The following is a 20,088-nucleotide window of genomic DNA, read 5'->3' as shown; positions in this document are numbered from 1 at the left end:
GCGCGCTCTCACCGCCCGTCACGAACGCGTTCCGCGGAGCGTCGGGCGGACCGGATGCAGGGGCGAGGGGCAACCATCCATTAGAAGCGCTTATTCATATATAGAGATAAATGAATATGAGATTAGCCGCAGCGATACTAGACTGATATGCGAAAAGAACCAGAGGGGCGTTTCGTTGGTGCGGACCGTGGCGGAGACGGAGGAGGACATGGCTGACAGGCGTGTTCTGGGCACGAGCGGCATCGAGGTCTCGGCCGTGGGCATGGGCTGCATGGGGCTCACGCACGCGAGCGGGGACGCGCTCACCACGGCGGACGCCGCGCGTGTGATTCGCGAGGCCTTCGAGATGGGCTACACCTTCTTCGACACGGCCGAGTGCTACGTGGGCCGAGACGCCGCCGGCGTCGAGCGCTTCAACGAGGACGCGGTGGGCGAGGCCCTGGCGCCGATGCGCGACCAGGTGGTCATCGCCACCAAGTTCGGCGTGCGGCACAACGCGGACAAGACGCTCGCGACGGACTCTCGCCCCGAGACCATCCGCGCGTCGCTCGAGGGGAGCCTGCGCCGCCTGCGCACCGACCACGTTGACCTCTACTACCAGCACCGCATTGACCCCAACGTGGAGCCCGAGGAGGTCGCGGCCGTAATGGCGGACCTCATCGCCGAGGGCAAGGTCCGCGCGTGGGGCATCTCCGAGGCGACGGAGGACTACCTGCGCCGCGCGCACGCTGTGTGTCCGGTGGCCGCGGTGCAGAACCGCTACTCGATGCTCGCCCGCTGGCATGAGTCGCTGTTCGGCGTGCTCGAGGAGCTGGGCGTGTCCCTCGTGGCCTTCTCGCCGATGGCAAACGGCTTTCTGACCGGTGCGTACTCGCCCCGGACGCAGTTTGGCGGCGAGCAGGACTATCGCGACGGCATGCCGCAGTACACCGTGGAGGGCTACGAGAGGGACCGTGGGGCGCTCGTCCTTCTCGCCGGGCTTGCTGACGAGAAGGGCGCGACGATGGCGCAGGTCTCGCTCGCGTGGATGCTCTGCAAGAAGCCGTGGATCGTGCCCATCCCGGGCAGTCGAAAGCCGGAGCGCCTGCGCGAGAACCTCGCCGCAGCGGACGTGGAGCTCACGGTTGATGAGGTCGCGCGCATCGACGCCGCCCTCGACGGCATGGACCTCGCCGTCTTCGGCGGGCACGCGGCCCGGGGCTAACGGCGTCGAGCCATGCGCCGTCCGGGAGCGGGTGACGCATGGGGCATACTGGGCGACAAAACGTTACGTATCGACCACGAACGGAGAAGACGATGGAGTACCGCGAGCTGCCGCACGGCGGCGAGAAGATCGGCGTCATCGGTCTGGGCGGCGCGCAGCTCGGTGCCACGCCGCATGACGAGGCGGTAGCCACCTACGTCGAGGCCGTGCGCGCCGGCGTGAACCTCATGGACCTCGCCGCCGGGCACGCGCCGCTCTTCTCGGCGCTCGCCGACGCTCTGCGCGAGCTGGGGCCGCACGCGCGCGAGGGGCTCCTGTTCCAGGTTCACTACGGCGCGGACTATAGGACGCCCACGAGCGACTACGGCTGGACGGCGCGCCTCGAGGACATGCGGCGCTCGGTGGCGTGGGAGCTCGATACGCTCGGCACCGACTACATCGACTTCGCGTTCATCCACTGCATCGATGAGGGCAAGGACCTCGACGCCTTCGTGCGCTCGGGGGCGCTCGATCACCTGCGTGACCTGCGCGACCAGGGCGTCGTTCGCCACCTCGGCCTCTCGACGCACAGCCCTGAGCTCGCCAACCGCGTGCTCGACCTCGGCGAGATTGACCTCATGATGTTCAGCGTGAACCCGGTCTACGACTACGGCGAGGGGGACTACGGCCTAGGCACCTCGGCCGAGCGCCAGGCCCTCTACCAGCGCTGTGAGAGCGAGGGCGTGGGCATCACCGTGATGAAGGCGTTCGCCGGCGGCCAACTGCTCGACGCCGCGCAGTCACCGTTCGGCCGCGCGCTCACGCGTTGCCAGTGTCTGCAGTACGCGCTCGACACGCCGGGTGTGGTGTGCGTGGTCCCGGGCGTGCGCGACCGCGCCGACCTGCGCGAGCTGCTCGGCTTCTTTGACGCGTCGGCTGCCGAGAAGGACTATTCGGTGCTGAGCGGGCTGGCGCCCGAGGGCGTGGCCGGCCGGTGCGTCTACTGCAACCACTGCGCGCCGTGCCCCGTGGGCATCAACGTGGGTCTGGTCAACAAGTACTACGACCTCGCGCTCGTCGGGGACGTATTGGCCGCCGACCACTACGCCAAGCTCGACCGTCACGCCGGCGACTGCGTGGGCTGCGGCCACTGCAATAGCCGCTGCCCCTTCGGGGTCGACCAGGTCGTGCGCATGCGCGAGATCGCGGCGCGCTTCGGGGCCTGAGGGGTCGTTTTTCCCAGCGGGGCGCCGGCTCCTACCGCACCTTGAGCGACTGCAGGTACGTCCTCTGCTCCGGCGTGGCGCGGCGGCTCTCGCGCGCCTTCTGGAGCGCCTTGTTGTGCGTCCACGCGTCCAGCGCGATCGGTCGCGCCTCAAAGAGCGGCAGCGTGGCCGCGGGCTGCTTGACCAGCGCCGTGGCGAGGTACCAGGCGCGCGCCATGTTGACGTAGTACTCGGGTCGCCGGATGCCCGCCACGATACCCAGCTGCTCCGGCTCGAAGGCGTCGCCCAGGAAGAGCTCCATCAGCTGCGTCACGGCGAAGCGGACCACGTACTCGGGCTCGGCTGCCGCCCACGCGCGGATCTTCTCCAGCACGGCCGGCAGGTCGCGGCGGAAGGCGGGCACGCGGACGAGGTCGCACGTGGCCCAGTTGTCCACGTGGGGGAGAAACGCGTCGAGCAGGTCGAACGCCTCGTCGGGCGAGCCGGCGAGCAGCCCCACGAGCTCGCCGTGGAGGTTCATCTCGTCGTAGGTCTTATGCGGAAGCGGCTCGGCGAGAAAGGCCCGGGCCTCGTCAGGGCGAAGTCGCGCGAGGTCGCGGGCGTAGCGACGCAGCGCCGGCATGCGGACGCCCAGGATGCGCGCCGGGTCCACCGTGGGAACGAGCGGCGCCTGGAAGTCGCGGTAGGCGGGATCCGCCAGCTCGGCGAGCTCATCTCTGATCACGGGGCCTCCCTTCGCCTGCGGTGACATTCTCGCATAGTCCGCTATGCTGCCCGCGCACGGACCCAGTCGAAGAGCTGGCGGGTCTCGCCGCGCGTATCGGCGCGCACGACGAGCCAGAACGTCAGATGCGCCCACGCCTCGTCAACGGGTACGATGGCCCGTCCCGGCGCCTGCGCATCCAGATAGGGGGCGTCGGTGGTGAAGACGCAGTGCGGCGTGGTCCGGGCGAGCTGCGAGAAGACACTGCGGTCGCGCTGCTCGATGAGGGTGGCGTGCGGCAGGGCGGCGTCCACGGCATCGCGCCAGACGCCGATGTCGGTGAGGATGAGGAACGTCTGACCGTCGAGGTCGGCCGCGGCGACGCTTCGTCGGGCGGCGAGCGGGTGGTTGGGCGGCAGCGCCACCGAGAGGTTCTCGCGCATGAGCTCGCAGGCGAGAAGCCCGCGCGTCTGCGGGGCATCGTTGCCAGCCAGGGGCTTCTCGGCAACGATTCCCAGGTCGAGCGTGCCGTCTGCGAGACCGCGCAGTACGTCGTCATCCGTGAGGGTCTCCGAGGTGAGCGTTTCCTCCGGCAGGCGCTCCACCATGAGGCTCGTGAGGCGCCAGAGCGGCGCGGGCGCGACCGTCCCCACGTGCAGGGTGCGGGCCCGTGTGCCCGCGGCGACCACCGCCTCGCGCATGAGCCGCTCGTCGCGCAGGATCTGGCGCGCCCAGTCAACGGCCACGCGCCCGGCGTCGTTGAGCGTCACGCGGCGGCCCGCTCGGTCCAGGAGCGGCTGCCCGAGCTCGGCCTCAAGCCTCTGCACCGAGCGGCTGAGCGCCGGCTGGGACACGTGCAGCCGGCGCGCGGCGGCGGTCATCGTGCCCGCGCGCTCGATCGCGTCGAGCTGTCTCATCTGCTCGAGCTCCATCGCCCTCCTCCGGTCCTTCTCGCTTATGCATAGAGCGCATTATCTACTCATTGAATTGCATTTTACAGCTGCAGTATAGCGAGCAAAACTATGCACAGAAAGCAACAGTTTCAACGATTCGAGGAGGCTTCCGTGAACTACGTCACGCTGAACGACGGCCACCGGATTCCGCAGGTAGGCTACGGCGTCTACATGATGAACGGCGAGGAGATCGCGCGGATGGTGCCCAAGGCCGTCGGGGCGGGCTACCGCCACTTCGACACCGCGAACGCCTACTTCAACGAGGTCGCGCTCGGCCGGGCGCTACGCGACTCCGGTGTGCCGCGCGAGGAGCTCTTTGTCACCTCCAAGCTCTTCCCGCAGAGCTACCCGTACGACCAGTGCGGCCCGGACATCGACGCCACGCTCGAGCGCCTGGGCACCGACTACCTTGACCTGCTGCTGCTCCACCAGCCCTACGGCGCCTACACCGAGGCCTGGCGCGCGCTCGAGGACGCGGTGGCTGCCGGCAAGGTTCGCTCGATCGGCCTCTCCAACTTCCCCGTGCACAAGACCGTCGAGGTCATGGAGGTTGCCACGATCAAGCCCGCGGTCCTGCAGGTCGAGATCAACCCCTACTGGAACCAGCACGAGCTTAAGGAGCGGTTCGCCGGGATGGGCCTCGGTGACGTGACGCTGGAGGGCTGGTACCCCTTCGGCCACGGCGACAAGGGCCTCATGGAGGAGCCGACGCTCGTGGAGATCGCGCGGGCGCACGGGGTGTCTGTGGCGCAGGTCATCGTGCGCTGGGCCCTGCAGGAGGGTGACGTGGTCTTCCCCAAGACGCTGAGCCCTGAGCACCTGCGCCAGAACATCGACGTGTTCGGCTTCGAGCTTTCCGACGACGAGATGGCGCGCGTGAACGCGATTCCGCAGCACGCCTACTACGTGGTGCCCGAGGACGCGCCCGACTTCGTGCTCGCGCACAACGACTACAGCAAGCAGATCTAGCAGCGAGTGCCCCAAAAGGGGACAGGAGAAAACTGGGACACAGCTCGTATGTCCCAGTTTTCTCCTGTCCCATTTTGGGACGTGACACGGATGGGAGTGATTTGCATGATGTACAAGACGCTCAACAACGGCGTCGAGATGCCGATGCTCGGCTACGGCGTCTACCAGACCCCGCCCGAGGACACCGAGCGCTGCGTGACCGAGGCGCTCCAGCTGGGCTACCGCCTCATCGACACCGCCCAGGCCTACGGCAACGAGGAGGGCGTGGGCGCCGCGGTGGCCAAGAGCGGCATCCCGCGCGACGAGGTCTTCATCACGAGCAAGGTCTGGGTCTCCAACATGTGCTGCGAGCGCGCCAAGGCCTCCCTCGACGAGACCCTGCGCGCCCTGGGCACCGACTACGTGGACCTCATGCTGCTGCACCAGATGATGGGCGACTACACCGGCGCCTGGCGCGCACTCGAGGAGGCCTATCGTGCCGGCAAGGTCCGCGCGATCGGTGTCTCCAACTGCTACCCCGAGCGCCTCGTGGACCTCTGCTGCCTTGCCGAGGTGCCGCCGGCGGTCAATCAGGTCGAGACGCACCCCTTCCGCCCGCAGCGCAAGGCCCACGACGTCATGGTCGACCTGGGCGTGGCGCACGAGGCCTGGGCGCCGTTCGCCGAGGGCGCACGGGGCATCTTCCAGAACTCCGTGCTCGCCGCGGTGGGCGAGAAGTACGGCAAGACGCCCGCGCAGGTGGTGCTGCGCTCGCTGCTGCAGCGCGACGTGATCGTGATCCCCAAGTCTGCGCACCGCGACCGCATGGAGCAGAACCTCGACGTCTTCGACTTCGAGCTCACCGACGAGGACATGGCGCAGGTGGCCGGCCTCGAGGACCCGTCGTTCCCGCGGATCTTCGACCACTTTGACGTGGCCACGGTCAAGTGGCTGCTCGGCGACCTCGTGCACCAGCAGCAGCTCGGTGGCGCGCCGCTGTACTAGGGGCGTCGGGCTTCGTTATCCGTCCGGTTATGTACACCCCGTCCGATTATGTACACCCCGTCCGGTTATGTACACCATCGCGTCGCCCACGCTCTTTTGCCACGTCTCTGAACTGCGGTTTTCAGGAATCTCCGGCGATAAAAAGAGGTGGCGGTGTACATAACCGTCGGGTGTGTACATAACCGGCAATGACGCCTACGCGCCGTAGGCCTCGCGCGCGAGGAGTGACAATAGGGACGGAGGGTTGACAATGACCTCCGTCCCCATTGTCCTGTCTGAGGGAGGTGCCCGTGCACGACATCTGGAACCCGTGGCACGGGTGCCGAAAGGCGAGCGAGGGCTGTGCCAACTGCTACATGTTCACGATGGACCGCTGGCGCGGGCTCGACGGCTCGGTGGTTCGCCGCAACAAGGTCGGCTTCCGGTATCCGCTCGCGCGCTCGCGCGACGGCTCGCTCAAGGTGCGCCCCGGCGAGCTCATCCGCGTGTGCATGACCTCGGACTTCTTCGTCGAGGAGGCGGATCCCTGGCGCGAGGAGGCCTGGGACGTCATGCGCCGGCGCCCCGACGTCAGGTTCTGGCTTCTCACCAAGCGGCCCGAGCGCTTCGCCGCGCGCCTGCCGGACGACTGGGGCGAGGGCTGGCCCAACGTCATGCTCAATGTCACCTGTGAGAACCAGCGCTGCGCGGACGAGCGCGTCCCGGCGCTTCTCGCCACGCCGGGGCGCCACAAGGGCGTCATGTGCGCGCCGCTCATCGGGCGGGTTGACCTCGAGCGGTACCTCGCGGAAGGGGACGCCGGCGGTCCCGACGTCCGTGGCTGCGGCATCGAGCAGGTCATCTGCGGCGGCGAGAACTACGACGGCGCCCGCCCGTGCGACTTCGACTGGGTGCGGCTGCTCGCGGAGCAGTGCCGCGCGCACGACGTCACCTTCGCGTTCACCGAGACGGGGACGGTCTTCGTGAAGGACGGGCGCACGTATCACTTGCGCGATCACCGTCTACAGAGCGAGCAGGCGTTCAAGTCGGGCGTGAGCTTCCGGGGCCGCCCAATCGAATGGCGCCTCACCGACGCGCTCGGCCTGCCCATCCCCGACGAGGAGCTCTATCAGCCGCACTTCCGCGAGCGTTGTGCGACCTGCGGCCAGCGGCTCATCTGCAACGGCTGCTCCGACTGCGGACGCTGCGGGTGACGGACGGAAGGGATGGCGCGATGAGATACGTTGACAGCGAACGTGCGGAGGTCGTCCCCGGGACGGGAGGGCTGGCGGCGCCGGTCGTCTACGTGATCGACCTGCCGGAGCACCCGTTTGACGTGGCCGGCGCCGCGCACGGGCTCGCGGCGAACGTGGCGCGCGTCCCGGTACGCGACTGGGGCGACAGCCTCACGCCCTGGCCGGCGCCGGGCCTGCGGGAGGGCGAGAAGGACTTCGGCGGGCGCGCGGCGGAAACGTTGGCGGAGCTCACGTGTGAGGCGATCCCCGCGCTGGAGTCGCGCAACGGTCTAACCCCCGCGCGTCGCGCCATCTGCGGGTACTCGCTCGGCGGGCTCTTTTCGCTCTACGCGTTCGCGCAGGACGTGCGTTTCGCCGCGTGCGCGTGCCTCTCGGGGTCGCTCTGGTACGAGGGGTGGATTGACCACCTGCGTGAGCGGGCGTTTCCCGGTGCGGGCCGCTACGCGTACTTCTCGCTGGGCAAGAAGGAGTGCAAGGCGGGGCCGCGCGTCATGCGGAGCGTCCAGGGCGATACGGAGGAGTGCGTGCGGGTCTGCCGCGAGCGCGGCTGCGCGGTCGACTACGTGCTGGGCCCGGGCAACCACATGCAGCATCACACCGAGCGCCTGGCCGCCGGCCTCGCCGCGCTCGACGCGTTTCTGCTCGCGGTCGACTAGAGTTCCGCCGCGGCGCCGCTGAACGCGCAGTCGGCGAGCTGGTCGTCGGGCAGGTGGCACGCCCGGCGCTCGCGCGCCACGAGCCTGCGGACGAAGTCGGTGGCGGGGTGGGCGAGAAGCTCGGCGGGCTTGGCGTACTGCTGGATGGCCCCGCCGTCCAGCACGAGCACCCGCGTGCCGAGCCTGAGTGCCTCCGAGACGTCGTGCGTCACGAAGAGCACGGTGATGCTCGTCTCCGCGTGGATGCGCTTGATCTCCTCCTGCAGCTGGCCGCGCGTGATTTCGTCAACCGCGCCGAACGGCTCGTCCATCAGCAGGATGTCCGGGGAAGCCGCCAGCGCTCGCGCGATGCCCACGCGCTGCGCCTGGCCGCCGGAGAGCTCGTCGGGGTAGCGGCCGCGTAGCGCCGGGTCCAGCCCCACGATGCCCATCCACTTGTCCACGGCCGCCGCCGTCCGCGCGCGGTCGCGGCGGTTGAGCAGGCTGGGCACGTAGGCGATGTTCTGCTCGACCGTCATGTGCGGGAAGAGCACGCTGCCCTGGATGGCGTAGCCGATGGATCGCCGCAGCTCGACCAGGTCCATCCCGGCGATGTCCCGGCCGTTCACCAGGACCTGCCCGGCGTCCGGCGCGATGAGCCCGTTCACCATCTTGAGCACGGTGGTCTTGCCGCCGCCCGACGCGCCGACGATTGTCACGAACGCGCCGCGTTCCACCTTCCAGTTGAAATGGCTGAGCACCGTGTGGTCCCCGTAGGCCTTGCTGACGTCCCTGAACTGGATGATCGTGTCCATGTGCGTTCCCTTCTAGTTGTCGAGAAGCCCGGCGCGCTCGAGGTAGTCCCGCGCCACGTCGGCGGGCTCGGCGCCCTCGGTCTCCACCTCGTAGTTCATCTGCGCCATGTCGGCATCGGTGATGGTGCCGTCGAGCTGCTCCAGCACGGAGCGCAGCTCTGGGTGCTCATCCAGCACCTCGTTGCGGACCACGTTGCCGCAGAGGTAGGACGGGAAGAAGCCCTTGTCGTCCTCGAGCACCACGGCGTCGGCGGCGGAGAGCTGGCCGTCGGTGGTGAAGATCACCATGACGTCGATCTGGCCCTGCGCAAGCGCCTGGTACTTGAGGCCGATGTCCAGGTCCATGGTGTTGCCGAAGCTCAGGCCGTACGTCGCGCACAGCGCGTCGTAGCCGTCCTCGCGCTCGAAGAAGTCGTACTCGGCGCCAAAGGTGAGCTGCGGAGCCACGGCGGCGAGGTCGGAGAAGGTCTCGATGCCGTACCGCTCGGCCACCTCGCGGCGCACCACGAGGCCGTAGGTGTTGTTGAAGCCGTACATGCCGACCCAGCTCATGTCGTAGTCATCGGCGTAGCGCTGCTCCAGCGTGCCGAACTGGTCCTCGCCGTAGACGCCCGTCTCGCCCAGCACCTCGTTCCAGGCGGTGCCGGTGTACTCGGGGTAGAGGTCGAACTCGCCGGATTCCATGGCGGGCTGGATGTTGGACGTACCGCCGCCCACGCCCTCCGTGAGCCCCACGGAAAGGTTGGTGTCCTGCTCGATAAGCAGCTTCAGGGCCTCGCCCATGATGTACTGCTCAGTCATGGGTTTGGTGGCCACGTGGATGACGGCGGAGGCAGGCGCGGGAAGGATTGACGCCACGGCGGCCACGATGCAGGCCGCCATCGCGACGAGCGCGGCGATGCGGTTGTGGCGGCGCGCCTGAGCGCTGCGCAGCTGCATGCGCTTCTCGACCACGCCCAGGACCAGGTCCACCACGAGCGCGAGCACGGCGATGATGAGACTGCCGGCGATGGTCATGGCAGCGTTGTTGGTGGTGATGCCGCGGTAGATGGCCACGCCCAGGCCGCCCGCGCCGATGAACGACGCGATGCCCGCGAGCGCGATGGTCATGGTGACCATGCTGCGGATGCCGTTCATGATGACCGGCCGTGCCAGCGGCAGCTTGATCTTCACGAGGATTTGCCAGCGCGTGCTGCCCATGCCACGGGCCGCCTCCAGGATGGCCGGGTCGATGGTGGCAAGGCCCGTGTGGGTGTTGCGGACCATGGGCAAAAGCGCGTAGACCGTGAGCGCGATGATCGCCGTGGCGTCGCCCACGCCCGTGAACGGGATGAGGAAGCCCAGCATGCTGATGGACGGGATGGTGTAGAGGAGGTTCACCACGGCGAGCGTGGGCTTGGCGGCGTGGGTGAACTCGCTGATGAGGATGCCCGCAATGCCGCCGATCACGATGGCGATGGCGATGGCCGCAAACGAGATCTGCAGGTGCTCGACGAGGAGACCCGCGAAGAAGTCGGCGCGGCTAGTGAGAAGCTGGATGACGTCGTTGATCATTTACGCATCCCTTCGTGCGATGGCCTGCACGGGGCACCTCTCGGCGCAGAGGCCGCAGTGCAGGCAGTGGTCCTGGTCGATGCGGTAGGGCTCCCCGGGCGCGCCCGCGCTGACGCACTGCTGCGGGCAGACGCGCGCGCAGGTGCCGCAGCCGACGCAGGCGCTCGTGACCTGAAAGCCGCGGAGCGCCGGCGCGGCGTCGCCCAAGGTGAAGCTGTGGCGATCGATGGGGCTCACGCCCAGGTCAAAGAGCTCGATCTCACCGTTGTCGAGCGCAAAGGCCTCCAGCACGTAGCGCGTCTCGCCGGGGTAGACGTCGTTCATGGATGGATTGGCGTCAAAGATTCTGTCGATCCAGACGCGCTGTTCGGCGTCCGACAGGCGCCGCGCCCGGCCCTGGAGGCGGACCATCTTGAAGTCGTCGCTCAGCGCGGCGACCGCCACGCGCCCGTCTGTGACGAGCTGGCGGTAGAAGTCCTTGCCGCGCGCCGTGCAGAAAATGATGGCGCCCGGCTCGGCGAGCATGACGTCGATGATGCGGATCTGCGGCGCGCTCTTCTCGTCCACCGTGGCAAACGAGACGTCGCGAATCTGGCGCAGCAGGTCGAGGCACGACTGCGCGGTGATAGGGCTGTCGCTCATGGATACCTCCGATGACGTGGCTCTTCTCGATGAGCCCATCATCGGTGGTTGGGTTTCTTGTGAAAAGTAAGCACTTTAAAGTGCGGTAGGTACCTACAGGTAACTAATACAGCCGAAAGTGGGATGGACCTCGTTATCTACTCCCACGGCTTGGTGAGCGCGTCCGGGCGCGCGGGATCAACTGCGTGCTGGTAGCCGCAGCCCCAGTCCCACATCGCGCTGAGCACCGGCTGCAGGCTCCGCCCCAGCTCCGTGAGCGCGTACTCCACGCGTGGCGGCACCTCGGCGTAGACGGTGCGCGTGACCAGCCCGCTTTCCTCCATCTCGCGCAGACGCGCCGTGAGCACCTTCTGCGAGACGTGTCCCAGCGACCGCTTGAGCTCACCGAAGCGCTTGGTGCCGGGGAGCAGCTCGCGCAGCACCAGCACGGTCCACTTGTCGCGAATGAGGGTGAGCGTGGTCTCCACGGGGCAGGCGGGCAGCGTCTCGGCGGTCGGTGCGGACATGATGGCTCCTTCCTGACGGGCGTGGGCCCAATGGTTTCTCACGGGAACTTATAGCACAACAAAGTGCCTACTTCCCGCATGACTCAGCGCGTCGCATACTGACGCCGACAAAAGACGCAGGGGAGGGTGCCGTGACACGAGAAGAGCTGGTCGAGTGCTGCGTCGAGCTGCTGCTCGACGACATGCCGGAGTACCGCGCGCAAGCCGCTGCGTTCCCGTCCGGGGACGCGGCCGCGCGCCGGCGACTGCTGCGCAGCCTCATGAACGTGCGCGCGCCGGGCCGCCCGCTGCCGGACGCGTACTGGGCCGCGCAGGACGAGCTGCTGTCCGCCGAGCGCGCCGAGAGGGGCGTGGTGGACGTCGCGGACCTGTCGCCCACAGTCGCCGACCGGCGCCTCGTCGTCTGGCAGGGTGACATCGCGCGCCTCGCGGCCGACGCCATCGTCAACGCGGCCAACGCCGCGCTGCTCGGGTGCTTTGTTCCGTGCCATGGCTGCATCGACAACGCGATTCACAGCGCCGTCGGCCTGCAGCTGCGCGATGAGTGCGCGGCTCTCATGCGCGCGCAGGGCCACGAGGAGCCCGCCGGGCACGCCAAGATCACGCGCGGTTACAACCTTCCGGCGTCTCACGTCATTCACACCGTGGGTCCCATCGTGTGCGGCCCCGAGCCCACCGCGCGCGACCGCGCCGACCTGGCCGCGTGCTACCGGTCGTGCCTGGAGCTCGCTGACGCCCGCGGCCTGCGTACGATCGCCTTCTGCTGCGTCTCGACCGGCGAGTTCCGCTTCCCGCGGCGCGAGGCGGCGCGCGTCGCCGTGCGCGAGGTCCGCGCGTTTCTCGACGAGCGGGCGGGCGCCACGTCCGTCTCGCGCGCGGTCTTTGACGTGTTCACGGACGAGGACCTCGCCATCTACAGAGAGCTTCTGGGGGAGGACGAGCGATGATGACAGCATGTGTGACGCGGACAAACGAGGAGCAGGTCACACGCCTGCGCGAGGCGCTCGGGGCGGCCGATGCCGTCCTGCTCGGCGCGGGCGCCGGCCTCTCCACCGCCGCGGGCCTCAGCTATTCCGGCGAGCGCTTCCACAGGTACTTCTCGGACTTCGCGGCGCGCTTCGGCATCCGCGACATCTACTCGGGCGGATTCTATCCCTTCCCGGACCTCGAGACCCACTGGGCCTGGTGGAGCCGGCAGATTCAGGTCAACCGCTACGTCGAGGCGCCGCGTCCCGTCTACCGGCAACTGCTCGAGCTTGTGCGCGGGCGCGACTACTTCGTCCTCACCACCAACGTGGACCACCAGTTCCAGATGGCGGGCTTCGACAGGCGCCGCCTCTTCTACACGCAGGGCGACATGGGCCTCTGGCAGTGCGGCGAACCGTGCCACCAGGCGACGTACGACAACGAGACGCAGGTCAGGGCCATGATCGAGGCACAGGGCCTCTCAATCGGCGAAAAGGGCGAGCTCCTGTCGCCGCCGGCCGGCGCGGCGCCCGCGATGCGCGTGCCGAGCGAGCTGGTGCCCCGCTGTCCTCGCTGCGACCGACCGATGACGATGAACCTGCGCTGCGACGACACCTTCGTGGAGGACGCGGGCTGGCACGCGGCGGCCGCGCGCTACCAGGCGTGGCTGCGCGCGCACGAGGGCGGGCGCGTCCTGCTGCTCGAGCTGGGCGTGGGCGGCAACACGCCGGGCATCATCAAGTACCCCTTCTGGCAGACGGCGGCAAGAAGTCCGCGTGCCATCTACGCGTGCCTCAACCTCGGCGAGGCCTTCGCGCCGGCGGAGATCGCCGACCGCTCGATCTGCGTGGATGCCGACATCGCGGACGTGCTGGGGGCGCTGCTCGGCTGACGGGGCCGCCGCGTGCCCCGACCTCCCGTCACCCCGCGGCGAGCTCGCGGTGGTAGCTCTCGATGAGCTGCGCCAGCGTGACCCGGCGCATGGCGTCGCGCGCGGCGTCGGCGATCTGGCGGTAGGGCTCGGCCAGCACGGCGGCGATGTTGCGCGCCACGGGGCAGGTGCGCCCCGCGCAGTCGTGGACGCGAATGAGCTCGTTGAGGCCCCCGGGGTCCACGGCGTGGTAGACGTCGTAGAGCGTGACGTCGGCCGGGTCCCGCGCGAGCGTGGTCCCGCCCACGCCGCCGCGCGCCGAGCGCACGAGGCCCGCCTTCTTGAGCGCGCTCATGATCGAGCGGATGGTGGCGGGGTTGCAGCCGGTGCTCTTTGAGAGCAACGTGCTCGTCACGCGCGTCGTGCCGGCCGTCTCGCTGATGAAGACGAGGCAGTGCACCGCCACCGAGCACCTCATGCTGATTTGCACGCGCCGCCTCCCGCCAGAGCCGATGGCGCCCGCGGCGGATGCGGCGCCGCGGGCTCTCTGTCGCCCTTGATTTTACATCTGGGACGCCCTAGCATGCTAACTGTAATGGCAAAAGTTACAGATGACGGGAGATGGTCGAGCATGGCCGTGGTGAGAGTCGTCTTTAGTCCGACGGGCGGCACGCAGCGCGTCGCCGACGCGGTGGCGGAGAGGCTGGCGGAGCGCCTGGGGGAGCCCGCGCCCAGCTCGGTCGACTTGGCCGACCCCGCGGCCGAGAAGGCCCCCGCCGAGGGGAGCCTCGCCACCCTCGATGCCTCCGACCTGGCGGTCATCGCCGTTCCGTCCTACGGCGGTCGCGTTCCCAAGACCGCGTCGGAGCGCCTCGCGCGCGTGGCGGGCAACGGCGCGCGGGCCGTGCTCGTGTGCGTCTACGGCAACCGTGCCTACGAGGACACGCTCGTGGAGCTGGAGGACGTGGCCAAGGCCGCGGGCTTCTCGCCCGTCGCTGCCGTCGCGGCCGTGGCGGAGCACTCCATCGTCCGCGAGATCGCGGCCGGGCGCCCGGACGACGCGGACCTCCAGGAGCTCCAGGGCTTTGCGGACAAGATCGCCGAGCGGGTCTCCCAGCTCGCTCCCGGCGAGGTCCCCTCGGCGCCGAGCCTGCCCGGCAACCGCCCCTACAAGAAGGCCGGCGGTGCTGGCATGGTCCCCAAGGCCACGCGCTCGTGCGTCAACTGCGGGACCTGCGCGCGCCTCTGCCCCGTCCAGGCCATCGACCCCTCCGACTGCCGCAAGGTGGACGCCAAGCGCTGCATCTCCTGCATGCGCTGCGTGTCGGTCTGCCCGCACGGCGCGCGCTCCGTCAGCAAGGTGATGCTCGCGGCCGCGGGCGCGGCGCTCAAGAAGGCCTGCGCCGACCGGAAGGGAAACGAGCTCTTCCTGGCATGAGCCGGGCATGAGGCAACGCGGAGGGGCCCCGAGGGCCCCTCCTCGCTTTGGGGACGGGAGGCCATCATGAGGACCGGGGTCATCGACGTGGGCGGAGGCCTGCGCGGCATCTACGCGGCGGGCGTCTTCGACCGCTGCATGGACGAGGGCGTCCGCTTTGACGTCGGCATCGGCGTCTCAGCGGGAAGCGCCAACCTGACCTCGTACGCCGCCGGCCAGCGCGGGCGCAACTACCGCTTCTACACCGACTATGCGTTTCGCCCGGAGTACCTGAGCGTGGCGAACCTCCTGCGCGGCACCGCGCGCCACTCCGTAGTGGGGCTGGACTACGTCTACGGCACGCTCAGCAACTCCGACGGCGAGGACCCCGTGGACTATCCCGCCCTGCGCGACAGCTCCATGGAGCTCTACGTCGTCGCCACCGACGCCGAGACCGGCGCACCCGTCTACTTTGACAAGTCCGACATGGCGCAGGACGACTACGACATCCTCAAGGCGTCCTCGGCGCTGCCGCTTGCGTGCCGGCCGTACCCGGTGCGCGGCCGGGAGTGCTTCGACGGCGCGCTCGGCGACCCCGTCCCGGTGGCAAAGGCCCTTGAGCTGGGGTGCGAGAGAATCGTGGTGGTGCTCACCAAGCCAGAGCGCGTGCGTCGCACGCCCGAGCGCGACGAGAAGATCGCTCGGCTCATCCGTCATCGGCACCCCCGCGCGGCGGAGGCGCTCTGCGACCGCGCGCGGCGCTACAACGAGGGCGTGGAGTTTGCCGAGCGGCTTGCGCGGGAGGGGCGCGTTCTCATTGTCTCCCCGGACGACACCTGCGGCGTGGACACCCTGACCCGTGACCATGACGCGCTCGATAGGCTCTACCACAAGGGCTACGATGACGGGGCGGCCATCAGCGTGTTTCTCGCCGCATGACGTGGAAAAGGGACAGTCCCTTTTCCACATAGGCGGCTGGCGAAGGATCTAATGGGGGTGCATATGGACCACGATGACGAGCTCGTCCGGCTCTTCTCGCCGGCTCCCGAGATGCTGCCGGTCTATCGGGTCTTCGAGGACCGCGTCCGCGAGGCGTGCGAACCGCGTGGTCCGCTTACCATCCGTGTGCAGAAGACGCAGGTCACCTTCTCGAATCGGTACAACTTCGCCTGCGCGTCACTGCCCCTGCGCCGCAAACGCGACTGGCCGGACCCGTGCCTCATGGTCACGTTCGGTCTGGAGCGGCGGCTGGACCATCCGCGCGTCGCCGTGGCGACCGAGCCCTATCCCAACCGGTGGACGCACCATGTGCTCGTCACCCGTCCCGAGGAGATTGACGACGAGCTTATGGGCTGGGTCCTTGCCGCCTACGACTTCTCGCTGCGCAAGTAGGGGCGTCGGTCTCGCAGTCGTAGTTGCAAGAAATGGCTGCTATTGCGAAGCTATTCGCCATGAATTCAAGATTTGCCCGCTATTGCGAAGCGTTTTCGGGGCGACCTGACATCCCGAGGCACGTTTCCGCAGGAACGAACATAAGTTTCATAACTATGTGCGCCTCTTCGGACAAAGGGGCGTCGCACTAGCGGGCAAATCTTGCATCAGGGACGCTCGGGAATCGCACCAGGGAGCAAATCTTGCAGAACACGGCCACGCCCGACAGCGGCGGCCTTCACACAATCTGGCGTTGTCGCTATTCCAATTCCCCGTCAGCGTAGACGTTGCGTCCGAACTCGTAGACGCGCTCCAGGTGGTCGGTCTTGTCGATCTGCGGGCCGCCGTCGGTGTCGCCGCAGCCGCCGGCGAGGTACATGCCGCGGTCGTGGTAGCCAATGTAGTTGATGAAGACCTGGCGGTAGTAGTTCACGGCTAGCTCGAAGGTCCAGAAGTAGTCATCGGCGGCGGTCATGAGCAGGGCGCAGTCACGCACGTCGTACTTCTCGTAGCGGCCGTACGGCGGGTTGGGGTCCGGCTGCGCGATGCAGTAGTAGCGCTCGACAAAGGCCTTGATCCGCGCCGGGAAGGTCCAGTAATAGAGCGGCGCGGCGATGACGAGCAGGTCGGCGGCAAGCACCTTGGGCGCGATGTCGTTGAAGGCATCCTTCTGCACGCAGGGCTTGCCGTAGCGGCAGGCGTTGCAGCCCAGGCAGCCCCGAACCTCGTTCTTGATGAGTGAGACGACCTCCACCTGGTGGCCGGCGTCACGCGCGCCCCGCGCGAAGCTCTCCACGAGCTGCGACGTGCTGCCGCGCGGCCTCCCGCCGCCCTGGATGACGAGGATGTTCTTCATGTGCCCTCCCGGCTGTTCCATCGGGGTGCCCCCCGCGCCCCGGGGCCATTGTAGGGGAGCCAAGAGGTCCCGGGGCCCGCGAGAGGGTCCGTGTGGCGTTCCAGACCGAGGTTGACTGGCCCGCACCCCGGTGGCGCGTCGCGGTCCCCTCACCCTAGAATGGGCGTGAGGAGGTACCCATGACGGCTCTGTCACGCATTCTTCTGGGCGGGGAGCTCGACGCGGAGGTGCTCGAGGGCGCCATGCGCTCGACCTTCGTGGTCGTCGACGACCCGCTGCGCCAGTACTCGATGTTCTTCCTGCGCCTGGTCGCGGCGACGGTGGTGGCCACGGCGGGCATCGCGGCCGACTCGGCGACCACGATCATCGGCGCCATGCTCCTCGCGCCGCTCATGTCGCCGATGCTCGGGTGCGCGCTCGCCACGGCGCTGGGACGTCCGCGCGACGTGTTCCGCACGCTGGGGATCGTGCTGCTCGGCATGGCGATCGTGGTCGCGATCTCCATCGGCGTGACGGCGCTCATCCCCGTTGCCGCCGACATGGATGCCAACACACAGGTGCTCGCGCGCGTGTCGCCGCGCCTCGTCGACCTGGTCATCGCGCTCGCGGCCGGCTTCATGGCCGCGCTCGCCTCGATGCGTCGCGACATCCCCGACGCGCTGCCCGGCGTGGCCATCTCCGCCGCCATCGTTCCACCGCTGTGCGTGGTGGGTGCGGGAATCTACGAGGGCGCCCCGGACGCCGCGCGCGGCGCGTTTCTGCTGTTCGTGGCGAACTTCGTGGCCATCCAGGTGATGGGGGCGGTGGTCTACCTGCTCATGGGCCTCGTGCCGCGCCGGGAGTCCGCCCCCGCGAGCGACATGCGCGCCGCGTGGTACGCGCTCGTCGCCATGGCCGCGCTCGCGCTCGTGCTGGTGTTCATGGACGTGAGCATGGGTGTCGTGCGGTCAAACGAGCGCACGCGTCGGGTGCGGGACGTGACCGCGACATGGGTGGCCGACACGGGGTATCGTGTGACGTCGATCTCCGTGGACGGCGACGAGATCTACGTGCAGGTGGCCGGATCGGGCACCGAGCCGGACGTCGAGAAGCTCGCCACGGAGCTGGGCGACGCGGACGTGGAGTTCGCGGGCGTCTCGGTCTCGGTGGCGGAGGAGCTTCGCGTGGCGTCGGGCGCGGAGCGGGACTGAACGGGAGGACGACATGAGGGTGATGCGCAGGTCGAAGCAGCAGCTTGACGAGAGGACGTGCCGAGAGGTTCTGGAGCGGGGCCGCGAGTGCGTGCTCGCGCTCGCAGGCAGCGAGGCAACGGACGGCTTCCCGTACGCCGTTCCCGTCAACTACGCCTACGTGCCGGCGGGGGAGGCCGAGGCCGGGGTGCTCGGCCACCTGCTCGTGCACTGCGCGCCGACCGGCGCCAAGCTCGATGCCGTGGCCGCCGACGCGCGCGTGAGCGCCTGCGTGATCGACCGCGCCGACGTGGTCCCCGAGAAGCTCACCACCTACTTCCGCAGCGTCATCGCCTTCGGGCGCGCGCGACTGGTTGAGGGCGACGAGTCCCGGCGCGCCGCGCTCGTCACCCTGGCGGAGAAGTACGCGCCCGAGCTCTCCGCTGACGCTGTCGACGCCGAGATCCAGCGCTTCTTCGCGCGCGTGGCGATCCTGGACGTCGCACTCGAGCGCGTCACGGGGAAGCAGTGCATCGAGCTGGTGTGACGTGCCTCACATGCCCGGGAACCCGGTTTGGCGCAGGGCCTCGTAGAGCACGACGGCGGCGGCGTTCGAGAGGTTGAGCGCGCTGATGCGCCAGTCCTCCGGGTCCACGAAGTTCCCGCAGACGTCCGGACGCAGCAGCGCCGCGTGGTCGGGACGCGCGTCCGGGGCGCTCCATATGTCCGCGTTGCGGATCGAGGCGGCGTCGGGCAGCATCGGGATGCGCTCGCAGCACGCGGGGTGCGCAGCGAGCAGCTCCTCGGGGAGGCCGACGCTCTCGCAGCCAAAGACGAGGTAGTCGCCGTCCTCGTAGCGCGCCTCCGCGTAGGTGCGGCGCGCCTTCTTGGTGAGCAGGTGAAGGCGGGCGTCGGGGCCGGCGGCGGCAAGAAAGGCGTCCCAGCTTCTGTGCACCGTGACGTCGAGGCTCTGCCAGTAGCCCAGTCCCGCGCGGCGCAGGGCGCGCTCGTCGAGGGAGAACCCGAGCGGCTCCACGAGGTGCAGGCGCGCGCCGGTGACCACGCAGGTCCGCCCGATGTTTCCCGTATTGGCCGGAATCTCCGGCGCCACGAGCACGACGTTGAACATAAGGTGCAGGCCCTCCCGACCCCCGGCTTGTCCTTCTGGCCAAAAACATGCGCAATAGCGCGCTTCGTTACACAATATACGGCGCTCGTGTGCAATAAGGCGATTTCTTACACGGGGTTAGGGGCAATCTGCAGCTCCTTGGCGAGGGGCGCACAAGAGATACTTCGCAAACGCGCAGGTCAGAATGAAATTAAATAAATTGGACACTGAACAAGGGCCGAAGACCTCGTGTAAGAAAACGTTGTTTTGCACATACGCTCTCGCGTTTGTGTAAGAAGGGGCCCTATTGCACATGGGCGTGCCGCCCACTCTCCCAGAAGGCGGTGTGCCCGAGCCGCTGCTGCGCTCACCGCTATACTAGCCGGAGCTGAGAACTCGACCGAAAGGAACCCCATGATCAAGGACCTGGTGCAGGACGAGGCCATCCTCTCCACGCCGTGCGAGCCCGCGACCGCCGAGGACGCCGCCGTCGCCGCGGATCTCGTCGACACCCTGGAGGCCATCGACGACGCGGTCTGCCTGGCGGCCAACCAGATCGGCGTGACCAAGGCCGTCATCGCCTACCAGGACGATGACGGCGCCACGCACGTCATGTACAACCCCAAGGTGCTCATGGGGCTCGGCGGCGCCAAGGTCGAGGAGAGCTGCCTCACCCACGAGGAGGTCACGCGCGTGACCCGCTTCGCCAAGATCAAGGTCGCCTTCGACGAGCTCGTCGCCGGCCAGCTCACGGCTCGTCGGCGCGACTACACCGGCTGGAACGCACAGATGATCCCGCCAATGGTCGATCACTGCAAGGGCAAGCTGATTTAGAGGCCGGTCCCGGTTGTGTGGAGGGGGGTTC

At 68.4% G+C, this 20,088-nt stretch carries 23 protein-coding genes; 14 read left to right on the top strand and 9 right to left on the bottom strand.

Translation table 11 applies throughout. The annotated features are described in order from the left end of the window. Positions 1-208 precede the first annotated feature (208 nt). Positions 209-1,204, top strand: coding sequence for an aldo/keto reductase (locus ACWTSU_RS03760; RefSeq protein ID WP_455138542.1), 996 nt, complete (start codon positions 209-211; stop codon positions 1,202-1,204). A 92-nt stretch (positions 1,205-1,296) separates the two neighbouring features. Further along, positions 1,297-2,409, top strand: a complete 1,113-nt coding sequence (locus ACWTSU_RS03755) for an aldo/keto reductase (RefSeq protein ID WP_455138541.1) — start codon at positions 1,297-1,299, stop codon at positions 2,407-2,409. 31 nt (positions 2,410-2,440) lie between these two features. On the opposite strand, the gene ACWTSU_RS03750 is transcribed toward ACWTSU_RS03755, so the two are convergent. Further along, complete coding sequence (locus tag ACWTSU_RS03750; protein WP_455138540.1) at positions 2,441-3,133, bottom strand: DNA alkylation repair protein; 693 nt, start codon at positions 3,131-3,133, stop codon at positions 2,441-2,443. 41 nt (positions 3,134-3,174) lie between these two features. Next, the gene (locus tag ACWTSU_RS03745; RefSeq protein ID WP_455138539.1) at positions 3,175-4,044 is read right to left on the bottom strand and encodes a LysR family transcriptional regulator; all 870 of its coding nucleotides are present in this window, start codon (positions 4,042-4,044) and stop codon (positions 3,175-3,177) included. 132 nt (positions 4,045-4,176) lie between these two features. Here ACWTSU_RS03745 and ACWTSU_RS03740 point away from each other — a divergent pair, with 132 nt between their 5' ends. The 4 genes from ACWTSU_RS03740 (at position 4,177) to ACWTSU_RS03725 (ending at position 7,909) form a co-directional block, all read left to right on the top strand. After that, the gene (locus ACWTSU_RS03740; protein WP_455138538.1) at positions 4,177-5,034 is read left to right on the top strand and encodes an aldo/keto reductase; all 858 of its coding nucleotides are present in this window, start codon (positions 4,177-4,179) and stop codon (positions 5,032-5,034) included. Positions 5,035-5,139: 105 nt separating this feature from the next. Next, complete coding sequence (locus ACWTSU_RS03735; protein WP_455138537.1) at positions 5,140-6,018, top strand: aldo/keto reductase; 879 nt, start codon at positions 5,140-5,142, stop codon at positions 6,016-6,018. A 290-nt stretch (positions 6,019-6,308) separates the two neighbouring features. Continuing rightward, positions 6,309-7,211 (top strand): DUF5131 family protein, encoded by a 903-nt coding sequence (locus ACWTSU_RS03730; RefSeq protein ID WP_455138536.1) that lies wholly within the window; start codon positions 6,309-6,311, stop codon positions 7,209-7,211. A 20-nt stretch (positions 7,212-7,231) separates the two neighbouring features. Then, positions 7,232-7,909 carry an alpha/beta hydrolase-fold protein gene (locus ACWTSU_RS03725; RefSeq protein WP_455138535.1) on the top strand — a complete coding sequence of 226 codons (678 nt, stop codon included), beginning with the start codon at positions 7,232-7,234 and terminating at the stop codon, positions 7,907-7,909. Here the strand turns inward: ACWTSU_RS03725 and ACWTSU_RS03720 are convergent. From ACWTSU_RS03720 to ACWTSU_RS03705, 4 genes are all read right to left on the bottom strand, one after another. Continuing rightward, entirely contained in the window at positions 7,906-8,703 is a 798-nt protein-coding gene (locus tag ACWTSU_RS03720) for an ATP-binding cassette domain-containing protein (RefSeq protein ID WP_455138534.1), read from the bottom strand. The two genes, ACWTSU_RS03725 and ACWTSU_RS03720, sit on opposite strands and share 4 nt — an antisense overlap. A gap of 12 nt (positions 8,704-8,715) precedes the next feature. Beyond that, the gene (locus tag ACWTSU_RS03715) at positions 8,716-10,257 is read right to left on the bottom strand and encodes an ABC transporter permease/substrate-binding protein (protein ID WP_455138533.1); all 1,542 of its coding nucleotides are present in this window, start codon (positions 10,255-10,257) and stop codon (positions 8,716-8,718) included. Then, positions 10,258-10,899 carry a 4Fe-4S binding protein gene (locus ACWTSU_RS03710; protein ID WP_455138532.1) on the bottom strand — a complete coding sequence of 214 codons (642 nt, stop codon included), beginning with the start codon at positions 10,897-10,899 and terminating at the stop codon, positions 10,258-10,260. Positions 10,900-11,036: 137 nt separating this feature from the next. Continuing rightward, a complete protein-coding gene (locus ACWTSU_RS03705; protein WP_455138531.1) occupies positions 11,037-11,405 on the bottom strand; it encodes a winged helix-turn-helix transcriptional regulator in 369 nt (122 codons plus the stop codon). 131 nt (positions 11,406-11,536) lie between these two features. Between ACWTSU_RS03705 and ACWTSU_RS03700 the strand changes: the two genes are divergently transcribed. Both ACWTSU_RS03700 and ACWTSU_RS03695 read left to right on the top strand, forming a co-directional pair. Beyond that, on the top strand, positions 11,537-12,352 hold the full coding sequence (locus ACWTSU_RS03700; RefSeq protein WP_455138530.1) for a protein-ADP-ribose hydrolase: 816 nt from the start codon (positions 11,537-11,539) through the stop codon (positions 12,350-12,352). Further along, complete coding sequence (locus tag ACWTSU_RS03695; RefSeq protein ID WP_455138529.1) at positions 12,349-13,263, top strand: SIR2 family NAD-dependent protein deacylase; 915 nt, start codon at positions 12,349-12,351, stop codon at positions 13,261-13,263. Before ACWTSU_RS03700 ends, ACWTSU_RS03695 begins: the two co-directional genes overlap by 4 nt. Before the next feature lie 28 nt (positions 13,264-13,291). Here ACWTSU_RS03695 and ACWTSU_RS03690 read toward each other — a convergent pair whose 3' ends face one another. After that, positions 13,292-13,732 (bottom strand): Rrf2 family transcriptional regulator, encoded by a 441-nt coding sequence (locus ACWTSU_RS03690; RefSeq protein ID WP_455138528.1) that lies wholly within the window; start codon positions 13,730-13,732, stop codon positions 13,292-13,294. 141 nt (positions 13,733-13,873) lie between these two features. Between ACWTSU_RS03690 and ACWTSU_RS03685 the strand changes: the two genes are divergently transcribed. The 3 genes from ACWTSU_RS03685 to ACWTSU_RS03675 all read left to right on the top strand — a co-directional run bounded on the left by ACWTSU_RS03685 (position 13,874) and on the right by ACWTSU_RS03675 (position 16,051). Further along, entirely contained in the window at positions 13,874-14,680 is an 807-nt protein-coding gene (locus ACWTSU_RS03685) for a 4Fe-4S binding protein (RefSeq protein WP_455138527.1), read from the top strand. A 66-nt stretch (positions 14,681-14,746) separates the two neighbouring features. Beyond that, the gene (locus ACWTSU_RS03680) at positions 14,747-15,598 is read left to right on the top strand and encodes a patatin-like phospholipase family protein (protein WP_455138526.1); all 852 of its coding nucleotides are present in this window, start codon (positions 14,747-14,749) and stop codon (positions 15,596-15,598) included. A 63-nt stretch (positions 15,599-15,661) separates the two neighbouring features. Then, positions 15,662-16,051, top strand: coding sequence for a DUF5655 domain-containing protein (locus ACWTSU_RS03675; RefSeq protein ID WP_455138525.1), 390 nt, complete (start codon positions 15,662-15,664; stop codon positions 16,049-16,051). 298 nt (positions 16,052-16,349) lie between these two features. Here the strand turns inward: ACWTSU_RS03675 and ACWTSU_RS03670 are convergent, their stop codons facing one another. After that, entirely contained in the window at positions 16,350-16,946 is a 597-nt protein-coding gene (locus tag ACWTSU_RS03670) for a flavodoxin family protein (protein WP_455138524.1), read from the bottom strand. Positions 16,947-17,125: 179 nt separating this feature from the next. On the opposite strand from ACWTSU_RS03670, the gene ACWTSU_RS03665 reads away from it, so the two are divergent. Next, on the top strand, positions 17,126-18,136 hold the full coding sequence (locus ACWTSU_RS03665; protein WP_455138523.1) for a DUF389 domain-containing protein: 1,011 nt from the start codon (positions 17,126-17,128) through the stop codon (positions 18,134-18,136). Between the two features lie 13 nt (positions 18,137-18,149). Beyond that, the gene (locus ACWTSU_RS03660; RefSeq protein WP_455138522.1) at positions 18,150-18,662 is read left to right on the top strand and encodes a pyridoxamine 5'-phosphate oxidase family protein; all 513 of its coding nucleotides are present in this window, start codon (positions 18,150-18,152) and stop codon (positions 18,660-18,662) included. Between the two features lie 6 nt (positions 18,663-18,668). On the opposite strand, the gene ACWTSU_RS03655 is transcribed toward ACWTSU_RS03660, so the two are convergent. Then, the gene (locus tag ACWTSU_RS03655; RefSeq protein WP_455138521.1) at positions 18,669-19,244 is read right to left on the bottom strand and encodes a tRNA (cytidine(34)-2'-O)-methyltransferase; all 576 of its coding nucleotides are present in this window, start codon (positions 19,242-19,244) and stop codon (positions 18,669-18,671) included. Between the two features lie 393 nt (positions 19,245-19,637). Here ACWTSU_RS03655 and ACWTSU_RS03650 point away from each other — a divergent pair, with 393 nt between their 5' ends. Further along, positions 19,638-20,057 (top strand): peptide deformylase, encoded by a 420-nt coding sequence (locus ACWTSU_RS03650; protein ID WP_455138520.1) that lies wholly within the window; start codon positions 19,638-19,640, stop codon positions 20,055-20,057. The last annotated feature ends 31 nt before the right edge of the window (positions 20,058-20,088 follow it).

This window comes from Thermophilibacter sp., assembly GCF_966187215.1.
This window is presented reverse-complemented; position numbering and strand designations above follow the sequence as displayed.

Excerpts from the sequence above, each read along its gene's own strand:
- ACWTSU_RS03760 (WP_455138542.1), top strand. The coding sequence starts at position 209 with ATGGCTGACAGGCGTGTTCTGGGCACGAGCGGCATCGAGGTCTCGGCC.
- ACWTSU_RS03755 (WP_455138541.1), top strand. The coding sequence starts at position 1,297 with ATGGAGTACCGCGAGCTGCCGCACGGCGGCGAGAAGATCGGCGTCATC.
- ACWTSU_RS03745 (WP_455138539.1), bottom strand. The coding sequence starts at position 4,044 with ATGGAGCTCGAGCAGATGAGACAGCTCGACGCGATCGAGCGCGCGGGC.
- ACWTSU_RS03735 (WP_455138537.1), top strand. The coding sequence starts at position 5,140 with ATGATGTACAAGACGCTCAACAACGGCGTCGAGATGCCGATGCTCGGC.
- ACWTSU_RS03725 (WP_455138535.1), top strand. The coding sequence starts at position 7,232 with ATGAGATACGTTGACAGCGAACGTGCGGAGGTCGTCCCCGGGACGGGA.
- ACWTSU_RS03720 (WP_455138534.1), bottom strand. The coding sequence starts at position 8,703 with ATGGACACGATCATCCAGTTCAGGGACGTCAGCAAGGCCTACGGGGAC.
- ACWTSU_RS03715 (WP_455138533.1), bottom strand. The coding sequence starts at position 10,257 with ATGATCAACGACGTCATCCAGCTTCTCACTAGCCGCGCCGACTTCTTC.
- ACWTSU_RS03710 (WP_455138532.1), bottom strand. The coding sequence starts at position 10,899 with ATGAGCGACAGCCCTATCACCGCGCAGTCGTGCCTCGACCTGCTGCGC.
- ACWTSU_RS03705 (WP_455138531.1), bottom strand. The coding sequence starts at position 11,405 with ATGTCCGCACCGACCGCCGAGACGCTGCCCGCCTGCCCCGTGGAGACC.
- ACWTSU_RS03695 (WP_455138529.1), top strand. The coding sequence starts at position 12,349 with ATGATGACAGCATGTGTGACGCGGACAAACGAGGAGCAGGTCACACGC.
- ACWTSU_RS03685 (WP_455138527.1), top strand. The coding sequence starts at position 13,874 with ATGGCCGTGGTGAGAGTCGTCTTTAGTCCGACGGGCGGCACGCAGCGC.
- ACWTSU_RS03680 (WP_455138526.1), top strand. The coding sequence starts at position 14,747 with ATGAGGACCGGGGTCATCGACGTGGGCGGAGGCCTGCGCGGCATCTAC.
- ACWTSU_RS03675 (WP_455138525.1), top strand. The coding sequence starts at position 15,662 with ATGGACCACGATGACGAGCTCGTCCGGCTCTTCTCGCCGGCTCCCGAG.
- ACWTSU_RS03670 (WP_455138524.1), bottom strand. The coding sequence starts at position 16,946 with ATGAAGAACATCCTCGTCATCCAGGGCGGCGGGAGGCCGCGCGGCAGC.
- ACWTSU_RS03665 (WP_455138523.1), top strand. The coding sequence starts at position 17,126 with ATGACGGCTCTGTCACGCATTCTTCTGGGCGGGGAGCTCGACGCGGAG.
- ACWTSU_RS03660 (WP_455138522.1), top strand. The coding sequence starts at position 18,150 with ATGAGGGTGATGCGCAGGTCGAAGCAGCAGCTTGACGAGAGGACGTGC.
- ACWTSU_RS03655 (WP_455138521.1), bottom strand. The coding sequence starts at position 19,244 with ATGTTCAACGTCGTGCTCGTGGCGCCGGAGATTCCGGCCAATACGGGA.
- ACWTSU_RS03650 (WP_455138520.1), top strand. The coding sequence starts at position 19,638 with ATGATCAAGGACCTGGTGCAGGACGAGGCCATCCTCTCCACGCCGTGC.